The 16,531-nt window shown below is 54.3% G+C and carries 16 protein-coding genes and 2 pseudogenes; 9 read left to right on the top strand and 9 right to left on the bottom strand.

Going from position 1 to position 16,531, the window contains the following annotated elements:
* From tnpC to tnpA, 3 genes and pseudogenes are all read right to left on the bottom strand, one after another.
* Positions 1–1,548 (bottom strand): annotated as a pseudogene (tnpC, locus tag L9059_RS08900) (IS66 family transposase).
* Between the two features lie 81 nt (positions 1,549–1,629).
* A complete protein-coding gene (tnpB, locus tag L9059_RS08895; RefSeq protein WP_247290107.1) occupies positions 1,630–1,965 on the bottom strand; it encodes an IS66 family insertion sequence element accessory protein TnpB in 336 nt (111 codons plus the stop codon).
* Positions 1,962–2,294, bottom strand: coding sequence for an IS66-like element accessory protein TnpA (gene tnpA / locus L9059_RS08890; protein WP_247290105.1), 333 nt, complete (start codon positions 2,292–2,294; stop codon positions 1,962–1,964). Before tnpA ends, tnpB begins: the two co-directional genes overlap by 4 nt.
* A 616-nt stretch (positions 2,295–2,910) precedes the next feature.
* Between tnpA and gorA the strand changes: the two genes are divergently transcribed.
* Together gorA and L9059_RS08880 are read left to right on the top strand one after the other, a co-directional pair.
* Positions 2,911–4,272 carry a glutathione-disulfide reductase gene (gene gorA, locus L9059_RS08885; RefSeq protein ID WP_247290103.1) on the top strand — a complete coding sequence of 454 codons (1,362 nt, stop codon included), beginning with the start codon at positions 2,911–2,913 and terminating at the stop codon, positions 4,270–4,272.
* 57 nt (positions 4,273–4,329) lie between these two features.
* Positions 4,330–5,085 (top strand): annotated as a pseudogene (locus L9059_RS08880) (aldehyde dehydrogenase family protein); the annotation flags it as partial.
* Positions 5,086–5,163: 78 nt separating this feature from the next.
* On the opposite strand, the gene L9059_RS08875 reads toward L9059_RS08880, so the two are convergent.
* Positions 5,164–6,096: an alpha/beta fold hydrolase gene (locus tag L9059_RS08875; RefSeq protein ID WP_247290101.1), complete on the bottom strand. Its 933-nt coding sequence runs from the start codon at positions 6,094–6,096 to the stop codon at positions 5,164–5,166.
* A gap of 250 nt (positions 6,097–6,346) precedes the next feature.
* Between L9059_RS08875 and cynR the strand changes: the two genes are divergently transcribed.
* The 4 genes from cynR to L9059_RS08855 all read left to right on the top strand — a co-directional run bounded on the left by cynR (position 6,347) and on the right by L9059_RS08855 (position 10,027).
* Complete coding sequence (cynR, locus tag L9059_RS08870) at positions 6,347–7,231, top strand: transcriptional regulator CynR (RefSeq protein ID WP_247290099.1); 885 nt, start codon at positions 6,347–6,349, stop codon at positions 7,229–7,231.
* 136 nt (positions 7,232–7,367) lie between these two features.
* Positions 7,368–7,997, top strand: coding sequence for a glutathione S-transferase family protein (locus L9059_RS08865; protein WP_247290097.1), 630 nt, complete (start codon positions 7,368–7,370; stop codon positions 7,995–7,997).
* Positions 7,998–8,195: 198 nt separating this feature from the next.
* Positions 8,196–9,116, top strand: coding sequence for a LysR family transcriptional regulator (locus L9059_RS08860; protein ID WP_247290095.1), 921 nt, complete (start codon positions 8,196–8,198; stop codon positions 9,114–9,116).
* A complete protein-coding gene (locus L9059_RS08855; protein ID WP_247290092.1) occupies positions 9,116–10,027 on the top strand; it encodes a LysR family transcriptional regulator in 912 nt (303 codons plus the stop codon). The genes L9059_RS08860 and L9059_RS08855 overlap by 1 nt, the downstream gene beginning before the upstream one ends.
* A 37-nt stretch (positions 10,028–10,064) precedes the next feature.
* On the opposite strand, the gene L9059_RS08850 is transcribed toward L9059_RS08855, so the two are convergent.
* Entirely contained in the window at positions 10,065–10,841 is a 777-nt protein-coding gene (locus tag L9059_RS08850; RefSeq protein ID WP_247290091.1) for an alpha/beta fold hydrolase, read from the bottom strand.
* Positions 10,842–11,104: 263 nt separating this feature from the next.
* Between L9059_RS08850 and L9059_RS08845 the strand changes: the two genes are divergently transcribed.
* The 3 genes from L9059_RS08845 (at position 11,105) to L9059_RS08835 (ending at position 14,615) form a co-directional block, all read left to right on the top strand.
* Positions 11,105–11,728, top strand: a complete 624-nt coding sequence (locus L9059_RS08845; protein WP_247290089.1) for a DJ-1/PfpI family protein — start codon at positions 11,105–11,107, stop codon at positions 11,726–11,728.
* Positions 11,729–11,770: 42 nt separating this feature from the next.
* Positions 11,771–12,340, top strand: coding sequence for a glutathione binding-like protein (locus L9059_RS08840; RefSeq protein WP_247290087.1), 570 nt, complete (start codon positions 11,771–11,773; stop codon positions 12,338–12,340).
* 202 nt (positions 12,341–12,542) lie between these two features.
* Positions 12,543–14,615, top strand: a complete 2,073-nt coding sequence (locus L9059_RS08835; protein WP_247290085.1) for a 2Fe-2S iron-sulfur cluster-binding protein — start codon at positions 12,543–12,545, stop codon at positions 14,613–14,615.
* A gap of 21 nt (positions 14,616–14,636) precedes the next feature.
* Here the strand turns inward: L9059_RS08835 and grxC are convergent, their stop codons facing one another.
* The 4 genes from grxC to cynS all read right to left on the bottom strand — a co-directional run bounded on the left by grxC (position 14,637) and on the right by cynS (position 16,444).
* Positions 14,637–14,900: a glutaredoxin 3 gene (gene grxC, locus L9059_RS08830; RefSeq protein WP_247290083.1), complete on the bottom strand. Its 264-nt coding sequence runs from the start codon at positions 14,898–14,900 to the stop codon at positions 14,637–14,639.
* Between the two features lie 25 nt (positions 14,901–14,925).
* The gene (locus L9059_RS08825; protein ID WP_247290082.1) at positions 14,926–15,588 is read right to left on the bottom strand and encodes a carbonic anhydrase; all 663 of its coding nucleotides are present in this window, start codon (positions 15,586–15,588) and stop codon (positions 14,926–14,928) included.
* Between the two features lie 38 nt (positions 15,589–15,626).
* Positions 15,627–15,875, bottom strand: a complete 249-nt coding sequence (locus L9059_RS08820) for a DUF2790 domain-containing protein (protein WP_247290079.1) — start codon at positions 15,873–15,875, stop codon at positions 15,627–15,629.
* A 101-nt stretch (positions 15,876–15,976) separates the two neighbouring features.
* Complete coding sequence (gene cynS, locus L9059_RS08815) at positions 15,977–16,444, bottom strand: cyanase (protein ID WP_045061152.1); 468 nt, start codon at positions 16,442–16,444, stop codon at positions 15,977–15,979.
* Positions 16,445–16,531: the final 87 nt, after the last annotated feature.

Raw genomic sequence — 16,531 nt, 5'->3', positions numbered from 1 at the left:
CTACCTATCTGCCACACCGTAATGCAACCGAGTCCACTTATGCGGCAGCAACTCCATAATCTCACTTGCCCTCTGCGTCGGCAGCCGCGTGAGTACATCCTTCAGGTAAGCATATGGATCATGTCCATTGAGTCGTGCCGATTGGATCAGACTCATGATCGCCGCCGCGCGTTTACCGCTGCGTAACGATCCCGCGAACAGCCAGTTCGAACGCCCAAGTGCCCACGAACGGATTTGGTTCTCGCACCAATTATTGTCAATGGGTACAGCCCCATCATCGAGATAGCGCGTCAGCGCTATCCAGCGTTTGAGGCTTTAATCCAAGGCCTTAGCGATGGCCGATCCCTCAGGCACAAGCTGTCGCTGGGCGATCATCCAGGTATGAAGGGCATCGATGATTGGCACTGCTTTTTCCTGCCGTATTCGCTGCCGGAGTTCTGGCTCTACCTCTCGAACTTCCCGTTCAACTTCGTACAAGGCCGCGATGTAGTGCAGCGCTTTCTCGGCGATCCGGCTCTTGTTGGTCGCGTGCAAATCGAAGAACTTTCGGCGCGCATGGGCCATACAGCGGACTTCAGTGATACCCAATTCGAAGCCTGCCTTGTAGCCTGCGAAGTCATCGCAGACCAGCTTGCCCTTTCAATTGCCCAGAAAGGCTCGGGCATGTTCACCAGCACGGCTCGGGCTGAAGTCGTAAACGACCGCCGCTAGGTCAGAGAAATGGCTGGTGGCATAGGCCCAGACATAAGCGCGATGAGTTTTCTTCGCGCCAGGTGTCAGCATTTGTACCGGCGTTTCGTGAGCGTGGACAACGCCATGCGCCAGCACGGCTTCGCGAAGTGCATCAACCTGCGGCTGTAATTGCACGCCGCAGTTGCCCACCCACTGCGCCAAGGTCGAACGGGCGATGGGCAGTCCGGCACGCCCAAAGATTTTCTCCTGCCGGTACAGCGGCAGATGGTCGGCGAACTTGGCCACCATGACATGTGCCAGCAGACCCGTTGTCGGTATGCCTTTGTCGATGACGTGCGCCGGCACCGGCGCTTGGATCAATGTTTCGCATTGCGCGCAGGCCCATTTCCCTCGGATATGGCGTTCGACGGTGAACACGCCGGGCGTGTAATCGAGCTTTTCAGTGGCATCTTCGCCGATACGCTTGAGAGCACAGCCGCACTGGCAGTGGCTGTTATCCGGTTCGTGGTGGATCAGCGTACGGGGGAACTGTGGCGGCAGCGCAGCGCGCTTGGGCTGCTGGCGCACTTTGGCTTCGACTGCTGTCGGTTGCAGCGCCTCAAGTTCGGCTTCGATAGCGGCGATATCGGTATCGATCAAGTCGTCGAGCAGGCTGGCCTGATCCGGACTTAGCTGCTCGCTGCGCTTGGCAAACTTGAAGCGCTTGAGCAGCGCGGTCTCGTGAGCTAGCTTCTCGTTGACCGACTTGTGATAGATGATTTGCTTGTCCATCGTCTCGACGCGCTGGATCAACTGCGCTGCCAAGGCACGCAGTTCTTCAGGGTTTAATCGATCGAGATTCGGATGCGAAGTCATACCGCCGACTCTGCCAGAGAGGGCTAATGGCGGCGATAGACTGATGGGCCAATTGCGCTGGCAGGCAGGACGTGGCAGGGGTTAAAGCACCGAGATAACTCCCCCGGAACCGACGCGCTGCCAAGGTAAACCGAGCACCAAGGCCTGAAGTTGCTCGGCATCCAACTTAACTTCGGAGCCATGCCGTGCGCCAGGCCAGAAGAACCGCCATTGTTGCAAACGCCGCGCTGCAAGCCAGATACCCACGCCGTCATGCACCAGCACTTTCATGCGATTGGCGCGGCGGTTGGCGAACAGATAAGCACAGTGCGGCTTCGCCGCACCGAACACCGCGACGACCCGCGCAAGCGCGGTGTCGGTGCCAGCTCGCATGTCCATTGGCTCGGTGGCGAGCCAGATGGTGTCGATGCGAATCATCGCAGCAGGTCTCGCAGGAAAGCAGTACACGCCGCTGCATTTTCTGCCGGCCAACTCACAACGACTAAACCTTTTGAATGCGGCACTTCGATACGGATCGTGACAGGAAGGGCCTGATGCGTCGGCACCGGCGGCGATGTCTTGACCGGGATGAAGGCGGTTTGAGGTGTCAGGTTTTTCTGCACATGCACACGTATCCATTTATGGACGAGGTTGGCGTTAAGATTATGGGTCAACGCGACATTGGCGATCGAGGTGTCAGGCTGCGCGCATTCGGCAATGACTTGGGCCTTGAAGGATTTGGAATAGGAACGGCGTTCTTGTGGCATGGGCGTCCGCTTAAAAAGGCTAAAAATGGTGTCCACTTAAATTTAGGTGGACACCATCGCCTCAAGCGACTGTGTCAGGAAGGCGTGTTGCCCAGACGGTTACGTACGCCCGTCGACACTCATGCGTAATCGATCTCATGCTGCGCATCGCTCTGGGTTTTTTGGGCGAGTAGGTTGGTTGCGTGTTCACGAGGCTCTATCAACATTGTTTCATCCTGCACAATTAAGCCATGACATCTCTGCCCATTCTCTAAAGCACCTTTGTTGGTGAAACTGATCCCATAAGCGATCAACCGCTGGGGTTGTCGCAGCGTTCTCCATTGCTGGGAGATTCCAATGTATGGCACTACTCAATCCTGCCCTGGCGGCTCCTATCCGGATACTTCAATCGTGCTTCATCGTGAGCACGAAGCGGGCTTTTTGCTTCCTCAGTTCATGGGAGCGTTGGCAAGTGAGACCAGCGGATTAGGCATGACTGATATGTGCCAACCGCAATCAGGCGAAGGTTTGTTTTCGAGGCTTTGTGCCTCACTGATGCATTCGCTGAAGCTCCGGTCGTTATTCCTCAAATGAAATTGGACAGCCGGGTGCTGTGCATTCCCTACAGAGAACTGAAATGAGCTACGACTTCGATCTATTTGTCATCGGTGCCGGTTCGGGTGGAGTGCGTGCTGCACGGTTTGCAGCAGGTTTTGGTGCAAAAGTAGCGGTTGCCGAAAGCCGATACTTAGGCGGCACGTGTGTGAATGTCGGCTGCGTTCCAAAAAAATTGTTGGTTTACGGTGCCCATTTTGCTGACGACTTCGAACAGGCCGAAAGCTTCGGCTGGACAGCGGGCAAGGCGAATTTCGACTGGCCATCGCTTATTGCGAACAAGAACCGTGAAATCGATCGTCTCAATGGCATCTACCGTAAGCTTTTGATTGATAGCGGCGTCACGTTGCTCGAAGGCCATGCGCGATTAGCAGATGCGAACCATGTCGATATAAACGGCCAGCGTTTCAGTGCTGAGCGGATTTTGATTGCGACTGGCGGGTGGCCGCAGATTCCGGAGATTCCGGGACATGAACATGCGATCACTTCGAATGAAGCATTCTTCCTGGAAGAGTTGCCTAAGCGAATCCTGGTGATCGGCGGTGGCTACATTGCCGTGGAATTCGCCGGTATTTTCAACGGGCTAGGAGCGGAAACCCGGCTGCTGTACCGAGGCAATCTGTTTTTGCGAGGGTTCGATCAGTCGGTTCGTACTCATCTGGCAGAGGAGTTGACTAAGCGCGGGTTGCGATTAGATTTCAACACTGACATTGTTCGAATTGATAAGCAGCCGGACGGAAGTTTGCTAGCGACGCTTCAGGATGGAACGCAGCTTGAAACTGATAGCATCTTCTACGCCACTGGTCGAAGGCCTATGCTCGATAATCTTGGGCTGGAAAACACGCGCGTCGAACTCACCGAGGCTGGCTACATTGACGTGAATGAGCACTTTGAAACTCGCGACCCTTCCATTTTGGCTCTGGGGGATGTGATCGGCGGTGTCCAGTTAACACCCGTTGCGACAGCAGAGGGCATGGCAGTTGCCCGTCGGTTGTTCAAACCTGAGCAGTATCGCCCGGTCGATTATCGACACATTCCGACCGCTGTGTTCAGTCAGCCGAACATAGGCACGGTGGGGCTTACCGAACAGCAAGCCGTTGAGCAGGGCCACAAAGTAGTGGTGTTCGAGAGCAGGTTCCGCCCCATGAAATTGACTCTCACCGAGTCGTCAGAACAAACGCTCATGAAGCTGGTAGTGGACGCAGAATCTGATCGAGTGTTGGGATGCCACATGGTCGGTTCGGAGGCGGGGGATATCATTCAAGGCTTAGCAATTGCTCTTAAGGCGGGTGCCACCAAACGACTTTTTGATGACACTATTGGCGTTCATCCGACCTCCGCAGAAGAGTTCGTAACCCTCCGTACGGCCGTGAGTAGCAGGTAACGGAGGATGGCGATTCATATACATTTTGCGGCCGCCTCTTGATGGTAAACCCGCTCCATGTCTCTGGCGCTCGAACAACTAGTCGCTGGTACACAGATCCCTTACGCTGGTAGTCGTGTCACTGTCGTCAGCCCTGAACTGGCCGCGCATTTCCAGCTCGGGGACCATCTGCTGGTAGAGCAAGTCAATGGCGAGCTATTGCTGATCCCCGTGGCTGATCCGCAAGCAGCTTGCGCTGCGATCGAGCATGCGCACATGGCATTTACTGCGATGGCAGGTGCGTCGGATCAAGCGATAACGACATTCTTCGATCTTTTCGCGCTACGCCTTGAAGACTCTGATTGCTGGTCATTGATCGAAGCAGCAAACCTTGCTCACATTGATCGAGCAAAAGCTCGTGGCCGCTCCACTACACGCTTGCTTGCCGACGAGCGCATGCGGCTGGATATGATTGAGGGGCTGCGAGCCTGGCGCGATGCACCTGCTTCACGCGCAAGGGTGATCAGTTGTGTGGAGCATGATGGCTGGAAGGTAGGACAAGTTGTATCCCCGCTCGGGATCGTCGCATTCGTCTTCGAAGGCCGCCCTAATGTCTTCGCTGATGCTGCGGGCGTGCTACGCACCGGCAACACAGCAGCGCTTCGCAACGGTAGCGATGCCTTAGGTTCCGCGAGAGCAATTGTTACTCATGCACTGAACCCAGCATTAAACGATTCGGGCTTACCCTCGGGTGCAGTGTCGCTGGTTGATAGCATCAATCACGCTGCCGGTTGGGCGATGTTCGCCGACTGGCGTCTGTCACTTGCCGTAGCTTACGATCCGCAAACGGTAAAGCGATGGGGTTGAACAGAACATAAAGCGCACCCTGATCTGATCAGGATGCGCTTTATTTCATTTTTGCTTGATTAGGAATTTTCGAGTGAGGTTCGCGACGTCTTCCAGCCGTGTGTCCATAACGAAATGTCCCCCGTCGAGAATCGCAATCTCTGCATTGGGCAAGTCCCGGCGAAAAGCTTCAGCGCCTGCAACGGTAAAGGCCAAATCATGCTTGCCCCAGACAACCAATGTGGGCAGCTGATGTTCACGCAGCCATTTCTGCCACGCCGGGTAGGCATCGAGATTGGTGCGATAGTCGTAGATCAGTGCCATTTGAATCGCGCCCTCACCGGGGCGGTTGAGGAATGCCGCTTCGTCCTGCCATAAATCGGGGTTGTACGCTGTTACGTCCGGGTCGCTGCCGACATGCCGCTGTCGAGTTACATCTAGAGATAAATGAGCATCCTGGAACTTGGCCTCATAGGCATTACGATCGGCCCAGTAAGCTTTGCGGCTGTCCCACATTTTGCCCAGGCCTTCGGCATAGATGTTGCCATTCTGGAAGATCATCGAAATCACGGCTTGCGGTCTTGCCATCGCTAATCGCATACCGACGGGAGCGCCGTAGTCTTGCATAAACAAGCTGTATCGTTTGAGCCCGACTGCATCTGTGAAGTGCTCAATCACCTTCGCAAGGTGATCAAATGTGTAGACGAACTTGTCTGGTGGGGGCGCAGCGCTGTTACCGAAGCCTGGGTAGTCCGGAGCAATGAGGTGGAAACGGTTACCCAATTGCTTCATGAGATCGTCGTACATACGAGACGAGCTGGGCACTCCATGAAGGAGTAATACGGAGGGGGCGCTGGGGTCGCCAATTTCTCGATAGGCAATATTTACCCCATCCACCGTCACTTGGCGATACTGCATTTTTGGCGTTTCCGCTTGGGCGTGTCCGAAGCCCAAAAGCATCGTCAGAACGAGAGAGGAGAGGTATTTAAGTAAGGGCATCACCGGTACTCCAGTGGGTGCAGAGCTAATCTGCGGAGAAATCTGGCCTGCGCGTTGATGTTGTTTTGCGCTGTATCTAATACTCGATAAACCACTGAGTCTGAGGAATGACTAACATTGACAATGCGGTATTTCACCTGGTGAAAGAATCATGAGGGCGGACGTATTTAAATGACGACACAGAGCTGGGCATCTTCGCGGCAGCGGTCAGATATACAATGCATTACGAACCCAATCTTTCGGTGATCCAATGCTTCTCAGACATTTGCGGTATCTGTTGGCAGTAGCTGACCACGGTGGCTTCACCCGGGCCGCAGAAGTCCTTCATGTGTCTCAGCCAACACTGTCGCAGCAGATACGGCAGCTGGAAGAAACGCTTGGCGTCAGCCTTTTTGACCGAACATCCCGCACTGTCAGACCCACAGATGCTGGACTCGCCTACATCGAATGCGCCCGGCGCGTACTGGTGGAGCTGGCGGCGGGTAAACGGGCATTGCACGACGTGAAAGACTTGTCCCGTGGCACGTTAAGGCTTGCCATGGCCCCAACCTTCATGGCGTACGTATTAGGTCCATTAGTGCGTGATTACATCTCCCAATTCCCGAACATTCGCTTAGAGATTTTCGAGCTGTCGATGGGCGACATCGAAACGGGATTGGTCGATGACTCGTTGGATATTGCTGTTGCATTTGACCAAGTGAGAAACGCCGATATCGAATCAATCCCGGCCTTCGTCGAGACACTCGGTCTGATGGTTGGGCGCGCTCACCCACTCTATGACTGCCAGGATGCACTCACGACGGGCCAATTAGCTCAACTGGATTTTGCTCTGCTGACCCCTGACTTCGCTACGCGCATTTGTATCGATGAGTACTTCACCAAGGCGAAAATCACGCCAAAGGTGACGATTCAGGTCAACTCCGTAAACACGTTGCTTGAAGTCATCCGAAACACCGCGGTCGCTACCATTCTTCCTGAACCCATAGCCACGCAGGATCGCGCTCTGCACAAGCTGACCTTGCTCGACAAGGCGCCTCAACGTGGCGTGTCGATTCTAAGGCGAAAAAATAACTACCACAGTGCAGCGTCGATCGCGTTCATGAATTTGATGCTTGGATCCGTGGCAGTGGACTGAGAATAGAGTGCTGACCATTACGCCCAGTGAAATGCTGGATTGTAAATAATGGTAATTCCTCTGTTTGGTAGGGAAGAGCAGGATGACTCCATCGACACGATCACCGGGTCGAATCCAAAAACAACCGGAGTACGTCATGTCCCAACAACCAATCAAGCTTTATCGTCACCCATTGTCTGGCCACGCGCATCGTGTCGAATTGATGCTCTCACTGCTCGGCCAGCCAACAGAGTTGATATTTGTGGATCTGATGAAGGGCGCGCACAAAATGCCCGAATTCCTAGCGCTCAACAGCTTCGGCCAAGTACCGGTGATCGATGATAACGGCACCGTTCTAGCTGACTCGAACGCCATTCTGGTCTATCTCGCTGCTAAATACGGCAACGGTGAGTGGCTGCCCAGTGACCCCGTAGTGCAAGCAAAAGTACAACGCTGGTTGTCCGTTGCCGCCGGGCAGATCAACTCAGGCCCCGCTACCGCTCGACTGATCACCGTGTTCGGTGCCGGCTACAATGCGGAAGATGCGATCAGCAAGTCCCACACCCTGCTGACGGTAATGGAGCAAGAGTTGGGTAACAGTAAATTCCTGGCTGGCGACAAACCGACCGTTGCAGATGTAGCAGCCTACACCTATGTCTCCCACGCCCCAGAAGGTAATGTTGCACTGACCGACTATCCTAACGTGCGTGCCTGGTTGAGCAGCATCGAGGCATTGCCAAATTTCGTGGGTATGCAGCGTACTGCCAAGGGTTTGCAACAAGCTTGATCCAACGGGCGGAGCTACCCGGGGAAAATCCCGGGTAGTCTTCGCTTATTTAACTACGATCTCTTCGAATTTTCGCCTGTTGCACCAGTCATCTGGATAGGGTTTGCACCAGTCGCTCCAGGCGACGCTTTTTTGCATTTATGTCTGCTCGCTCTCGCGATCAGATCTTGCTGTCCCTACATCACGGCAGAGTCGCCTATGGATCGCTTTCAGGAAATGCAGATATTCATGACGGTGGCCGAAGAAGAAGGTTTTGCGGCCGCCGCCCGTCGTTTGAATATTTCCCCTCCCAGCGTTACCCGCGCCATTGCCGCTATGGAGGAACGCATCGGCACCCAGTTGCTCTCGCGCACAACTCGTAGCTTGCACTTGACTGAGGCAGGGCAACGGTACCTGGATGATTGCCGGCGAATACTCGGTGAGGTCAATGAAGCGGAGGAAGCTGCTGCTGGCAGCTACTCAATTCCGTGTGGGCACCTGACGGTGACAGCTCCCGTGCTTTTCGGTGAGTTGTACATTGCGCCTTTGCTGGCTGAGTACCTGGATCAATTTCCTTCTGTACATCTCAACGCGTTACTGGTTGACCGCGTGACAAGCATGATTGATGAAGGTATCGATGTGGCGATCCGTATTGGCCATTTGCACGAGAATAATCAGCACGGTATAAAAGTTGGCGAGGTACGCCAGGTAATTTGTGGCGCCCCCAAGTATTTCGAGGAATTCGGCAGGCCCCGCCATCCTGGAGAATTAGGTTCCGCCAAAATCGTTATGTCTTCCGCGAGCCATTTGTTGAGCGATTGGCAATTTGAGAATGAAGGAAATGCACTTAGCTTTCGTTTCGATCCGCGGCTAGTCGTTACCGCAAATCAAGCTGCCATCAATATTGCTTGTCTGGGCTGGGGTGTGACACGCGTCTTGTCCTACCAGGTGGCTAGTCAAGTAGCCGCCGGTGAACTGGAAGTGGTACTCCAAGATTTTGAACCGCCCGCTTTGCCCATCCAGGTCGTTTACCTCAAGAGTAACCGCGTACCAGCGAAGATACGTACGTTCGTGGATTTCCTCACGGAACGTCTGGGATGTGATACGGCGCTTCGACCTACTATGAAAAGTATGCTGTGATGGACCGCTTTCATGAAATGCTCATGTTTGAAGCGCTATCAGAGCGGCCAAGCCTAGCGGCGGCAGCGCGCCGCCTGAACGTTTCTGGCCCGACAGTCGTTCGCGCGATTGCTCGGTTGGAGACGCGTCTCGGGGTGCCGTTATTGCAACGGAGCACTCGTGGAGTGTCGTTGACTGAGTCGGGTGCTGCATTTATGGCTGATTGCTCCCGCATCCTCAAAGAAATCGAAGACGCAGAAGCATCAGCTAAAGGCCTTCATGTTCAGGCTCAGGGTAATCTGACTGTATTGCTTCCACTCCTTTTCAGCCGCTATGTAATGACGCCTTTGCTTGCGAATTACATGGAGTTTTATCCCGAAGTCACAGTATTCGCTCATTATCATGATCGTTTTCCGAACATGAACGAGGAGGGGCTTGACGTGGCCGTGCTGGTCGGAAGTTTGCCCAGTTCCTCGTTGATAGCAAGGCCGGTTGGCTACGTTCGTACGATCGTGTGCGCCAGCCCCACATATCTCGAAGCTCATGGTGTGCCCGCCGAGCCGGAGGATCTCAAAGGTCACCGGCTGATTGGCATTCAAGCTTATCGGGAGAGGATCAACTGGGATTTTTCCAACCAAGGCGATCAATCCATCATTAAGGCCCGATCACGCCTCAACTGCACCACCGTTCAAGCTGCCATCGATGCGGCGGCTCATGGCGCGGGACTTACGCGCTGCCTCAGTTATCCCGTCTACGATTATTTAAATGGCGGTCGGTTACGCAGGGTGTTGCAACCTTTCGAATTGCCAGCGCTTCCAGTTCATGTCGTTTACCGAGAAGGGCGTAGAGCTTCAATGAGAGTGCGCAGTTTTGTCGACCACATTGTCGAGGGCCTGCGCGAACATCCGGCAATGTTGCCGGATGCTCATTGAGTGTTCGGCGATCCCGGACTGAGATCGCCGACTAGCTTCATTTGGCGTTCGCTGCCTTTTCGATCAGGCTGGCGACGACTTTCGGATTGGACACCATCACAACGTGCGACGCGCCTTTGACCACGACTGTCTGCTTGGAGTGTGCCCGCTCAGCCATAAAGGCCTGCGCTTGTGCTGGGATGTTTTTATCAGCGTCGCCGTAGACAAACCAGGAAGGAATGGTTTTCCAAGCCGGTTCGGTCGATGGTTCATTCAGCGCAGCAACGGTAACGGGGCGTTGAGTCGCAGCCATCAATTGGGCGTCTGCATTGGAAACGTCGGCTGCGAACTGGTCGTGGAATTTGCCTTGCTGGATATACAGATCCTTACCTCCGTCAGCCAAGGCTACTGGAGGAGCGAGGGTAGGGCCCAGCGTACCACCCGGAAAACGGCCAGATAACTCTGCGGTGGATTCACCTGCTTCGGGTGCAATGGCTGCGACGAATACTAGCGCTTTGACATTGGTGTTGCCGTAGGCCGCTTCGCTGATGACCGGGCCACCATAGGAATGTCCGACCAGCACGACCGGCGTGTTGATGCTGCCGAGAACGTCTGCCACTGATTGCGCGTCACCTTTGAGTGAGCGCAAAGGGTTCGAGGCTGCGATCACTGGGTAACCGTCTTTTTCCAATATTTTGACGACACCATTCCAACTGCTGGAATCGGCGAAAGCGCCGTGAACCAATACGACAGTCGGTTTGACCGGCGCAGCCATCGCTGCGGTGGCTGTAACCATCGCGGCCGCTAAGGCCAGACCTGCAAATATCTTTCTCATCTGTGTTCCTGTGCATGCGGGAGATGGGTTGTGGAGCGACAGGCCTATTTAAACCGTTAGGTGTGTCCCGTATGTGTCCCGGTATCTAGTGCTACGCATTGGAACGTTTCTGACGCCGCGTTTGCTACAAACCGATACAAAGGTCCTCCAGCATTTCAGCGGGCGAAACATTGGATTGTGTTTTGTGTTCGTTCTCATCAAAGCGATTAAGGCGGAGCATGCGTTTTGAGCACTTTATTAAACACCTGATTGCGGAGACACCTATGAAACGAGTACTCATGCTGTTAGCCAATGGTGTCGAACCCATGGAAATGGCGGCTTTCACCGACGTGCTCGGCTGGGCCGATTTACTAGGTGATTGTCCTATTGAGTTAGTGAATGCAGGCCTTCGCAGAAAAATCGTCACCACATTTAGTCTCACGCTTAATCCAAGTTTTCTGCTTCGTGATTTGGACGTAAGTAGCTTTGATGCTCTGGCATTGCCGGGTGGTTTCGAACCGGCAGGATTCTATGAGGAAGCTCTGAGTGAGCCTTTTCTTGAAACCATTCGCCACTTTGTTGATGCCGGCAAACCCGTCGCCAGCGTTTGTGTGTCGTCGGTGTGCTTGGGTGTTGCGGGCGTGTTGCGTGGCAAGAACGCGACGACCTATCACCAGGAAGGCGGAAAGCGGAAAAACCAGTTAGTGGAAACCGGGGCTCTGTTCGTAGACCGACCAGTCGTTGTTCACGACAACATTATTACTTCCAGCGGTCCAGGCACGGCCACAGAAGTCGCTTTTTTGCTTTTGAAAAAACTGACCAGTTCTGAAAACGCGACTTACATCCGCCAAAAAATGCGCTTCGCTACACCTCATCGTGACTGGTATGACACGCCGCAAGTGGCCTAGCTCCCACTAAATATTATCAATAGACTTTCTTAAGGTAGTTGTATGAATGACACAGCACTCATCGTCGTTGATATTCAGAACGACTATTTCTCCGGTGGGAAATGGGAGCTAAATGCGGTTGACTCGGCAGCCGATAAGATTTTTGAATCGGGCGCAATTTTACTGTGCTTGGCTAAACGTCGAGGTCAGTTTTTTCCGAAAGACTCGAAAGGGGCGGCGTCGGTTCTACAGTGGTTATTCTGGCAGGCTGCCAGTCTCGGCCCGATACTGGGGCAAGCAGTGTTTTTCTTAAACTACGCGTCCGAGCATGTGCCGCTTGCTGTAGAGCGATTCAGTAAGGAGACCGAGCGACTTTATAGATTGATGGAGCCGCAGTTGAGCCATCACCCGTTCATTGCGGGTGAATATTCGATCGCTGACATGGCAATTTACCCATGGTTGCTGCAACACGAGAAGCAAGGAACGAAATTGGAAATCTATCCGCACATTGCCGCATGGCTAGCGAAAATCACTGCGCGGCCAGCGGTGATCCGGACCTACGCTAAAGGAGAGGAGATTCGTCCATCAGGACAAACCGATGAAGACAGGAAAAAGCTCTACAGGTTGTCGTAAGGACCGTCGCTGCGACTGAAGTAAATGAAGTAAAGGCGTGCGGGACGCCGTTGTGTCTCGCAGATACGTGTAGCGCTCCGGCCTGCAAGACGTTGTATTGATGGTATCAGTGGGTGCGTAGTGAGCACCTCGCCGGTGAAGCCATCAGTGGACGCTGTGCGGCGAGTGAATTGCACCTGTTTACGAATATGTAGAGGTGATCATGGATAAATCCGATGAGCAAGGGTCTTCACCCTGGCACGCTGGTGAGCGACAGTTGCAAGAAAGTGTCGGCGTGGCGCAGCAGATGGAGCACTTCGGGCGAAAGGTTGTTCGCGACTACATGCCGGATCAGCATCGTTCGTTCTACAGCCAACTGCCTTATCTAGTGGTGGGTGCGGTCGACCAAAATGGCATCCCATGGGCGACGTTGATCGAGGGCCCTCCAGGGTTTGTTCACTCACCCGACCCACGTAGCTTGCAACTCGACCGCCTCCCCGCTGACGGCGATCCAGTCAAGCCCGCTTTGGGAATGGGCGCCGCAGTCGGGCTACTTGGCATCGACTTGAAAACCCGAAGGCGCAATCGAATGAACGGCAATATCAACACCGTCTCCTCTGACGGTGTTGCCGTTTCTGTCGTGCACGCTTTCGGCAACTGTCCTCAGTACATCCAATTGCGAAGTGTCGAGCCCGTGAGCGTTGGGCGCTCTTCATCCAATGTTGCAGCAAAACGCCTGCACGAATTGGATGAGGCGGCTACAGAGATGATTCGCCAGGCCGACACGTTCTTCCTCGCCAGCTACGTCGACCTCGAAGGAGACCCATCCAGACGCTCGGTTGACGTTTCGCACCGCGGCGGTAATCCAGGTTTTGTCAGGGTCGAAGGCAACGTGCTGACGATCCCCGATTTCGCCGGCAATCTGCATTTCAATACATTGGGCAACCTGTTGCTCACCCCTAAAGCCGGTTTAGTTTTTGTCGATTTCTCGTCAGGTGATGTGCTCCAAGTGGCCGGGCGCACGGAGCTTATTCTTGAGGGGCCGCAGATCGCTGCATTCCAAGGGGCCGAAAGACTCTGGACCTTGACGGTGGAGCATGTCGTCCTAAGGCGAGCCGTGTTGTCGCTGCGCTGGGTATTCGAGAGTTTTTCGCCGAACAGTATGATGACCGGCAGCTGGGAAAAAGCTGAAGGTCGTTTACAGGCCGATGCCCTGCGCGACCAATGGCGGCATCTGCGCGTCACCCGAATCGTCGAAGAGAGCAGCACCATTAGCTCTTTTTATCTGGAACCTGACGATGGCGCGGGGTTGCCGCGTTTCGAGGCGGGCCAGCATTTACCGGTACGGTTTAGCCTGGTTGAAGGGCAGCCTCACCTTGTCAGAACTTACAGTGTTTCGAGCGCACCTTCTGACAACTTCTTCCGTATCAGCGTCAAGCGCGATGGGTTGATTTCGTCGCACTTGCACGACCAGATTCGGGTGGGGGACCTGATCGAAGCCCGTGCCCCCCAGGGACGATTTACAGTGAGAACGGATGAGCATCGGCCATTGGTTCTATTGGCCGCTGGTGTCGGGGTTACGCCGCTGCTGTCGATGCTACGTGAAGTGATCTACGAAGGAGAGCGAATTCGTCGCACTCGGCCGACCTGGTTTATTCAGAGCGCACGTAATCTGGCGGAGCTGGCATTTCGGGACGAGCTGTTTGAGCTGGCAACACGTGCGAAAGACAAGATTCGTGCATTGCGACTTCTGAGTCAGCCGGAGCAGCACGCTCGCGAGGGCGAAGACTTCGAATTGGCTGGACGCGTGGATGTCGCTTTACTCAAGGCGCTGTTGCCGCTGGATGATTATGACTTTTACTTGTGCGGCCCCGGCGCGTTCACCCAGGCTCTATACGATGGGCTACGTGAACTACGCATCGGCGATGATCGCATTCACGCTGAAACCTTTGGGCCTTCCACTCTGGTTAGGTTACGTGATCAGTTGACCCCGGCGGTAGAGCAAGTTCCGCCAGCCGGTAACCCGGTTAAAGTACTGTTCGCGACGTCTGCGAAAGAGGCGCGTTGGGAGCCAGGAAACGGCAGCTTGTTGGAGCTGGCTGAAAGTCGTGGTCTGAATCCGGACTTCAGTTGCCGCGGCGGGTCGTGTGGGACTTGTCGTACAAAGCTGATCAGTGGGGAGGTGCACTATTTGAACTTGCCCGCTGAAATGCCGGCTCAGGGAGAGGTCTTGATTTGCTGCGCAGTGCCAGCGCAAAGCAAGGAGGGCGACGCCCCCCTGGTTTTGGATCTGTAACATGAATGCCTTCTCTATCGCTCATCCCGCGAGACGCGGGTTGAGCGCTTGAGCCAAACCGCCTTCACGGTCGAGTTGAGCGAGGTCATCAAATCCACCCACATGCCAGTCGCCGATGAAAATTTGCGGAACCGTGCGACGGCCGCTGCGGTTTATCATTTCGACCTTCTGATCACCTGACTGCACGTCGATTTCGGTATAAGAAATACCTTTAGAGTTAAGCAGCTGCTTAGCACCACGGCAGTAAGGGCAGGTGCTGGTTGTGTACATAATGATTTCAGGCATGAAGAGTCCTCCTCGTTTAGACAATTTAGGCTGCGGCTTTTTCTACACGAACGTGTACAGCGCAGGTATCAGGGTGCTGTGCCAACGATTTGAAGCTGCGATTATCAGAGTCAAGGGCGTCAACCGATCCGGTTTCGATGTCGTAAACCCATCCATGCAAATTCAACAAGCCTTTTTCCTGAGCAATGCGCACGCTTGGGTGAGTCTGGATATTGGCCAGTTGGGCAATCACGTTTTCTCGAACCATCGAGATTACTTTTGCCGCGTCATCGATGTGATGGCGAGACTCGTTGATGACCTTCGCGGATTCAGCATGTTGCAACCACCCGGCGACAGCAGGGAGATGGTCCATGCATTTGCACTTGGCAACAGCCGTCATTGCACCGCAATCCGAATGGCCGCAGATCACGATATCGGTCACCCCGAGCACCGCCACGGCGTATTCGACCGTCGCGGACACACCGCCTGGATGGGGGCTGTACGACGGCACGATATTGCCCGCGTTCCGGATCACGAACAGTTCACCAGGCTCTTGTTGCGTCAACAGTTCTGGTACTACGCGGCTATCGGAACACGTGATGAACAACGTGCCTGGATGCTGCGTGGTGGCCAGGTGTTTGAATAGGTCCGTCCTTTGTGGAAATGCTTCTTTCTGAAACTTCAAAAAACCTTCAATGAGCGCTTTCATGGGATTGGCCTTTAGCAGGTAGTTAAGTTGGGGAACATTCAGTTGGTACAGCCGCGACCTATCACGCTGTATTCAAGGATACGAGTGTCACTGTGCGAATCTTTGTAGGTCATTTGCACTGGCACTGGACCGCAGACGTCTGCTGCTTCAGTAATGTTGATGACCTTGGCAATATCCAAGTGCATGCCATAGACATACGGAGTAGCTTTTGGCGCAACCGAAGCTTCCTGTGCATAGGCTGACAACGAAGCTGTCAGGGACAGGGCGAGAAACAGAAATTTTTTCATGACGAATCCTCCATTTAGATTTGGTGAGTCGGTGAAGTGGGTAAATGTGTTGAAGCAGGCCCGCTACGAGTGCGGGCCGAATTACATTTCCAGTCGCCTTCTTAGAAAGGACGCAGTGGCAGGAACTTCCCGTCGAGGGTGATCACTGCGCGGTGGCCGCCTTCAGGATCTTCAACTTTTTTCATATCGAGCTTAAAGTTAATCGCGCTGATGATGCCGTCGCCGAACTGTTCGTGAACCAAGGCTTTCAAAGTGGTGCCGTAGATTTGGATCATTTCGTAGAAGCGGTAGATGGTAGGATCCGTAGGGACACCGGAAAGGCTGCCACGCAGCGGGATGATTTGCAGGCGCGCTACCGAGTCGGCGTCCAGGTCCAGTTTTTTACCGATCACTTTCGCGGCAGTTTCTGGAAGTGGGTGCTGGCCGAGCAGGGCAGCGGTCACGTAGGCCAGACCGAGGCCAGTGCCTTCTGCCATGTCTTCGAAAGACAGGTTTTTGCGGGCTTTGGCGTCCAGAATTTTAGCGGTCAGTTCTAGGCTGGTGTCGTTGTAAGCGTGAGACTGTTGCATGGTGTTTCTCCTATCTGAATGCTTGGGTTAGTGTTGCTTGATGAGTGCTGCTTGGTGTGAAGCCATGTTCTGCCGTTTGCTCGATAG

The organism is Pseudomonas violetae, assembly GCF_023072615.1.
Lineage (GTDB): Bacteria > Pseudomonadota > Gammaproteobacteria > Pseudomonadales > Pseudomonadaceae > Aquipseudomonas > Aquipseudomonas violetae.
Note: the sequence above shows the minus strand (reverse complement) of the source record. Positions and strands in the feature narration are given on the sequence as shown.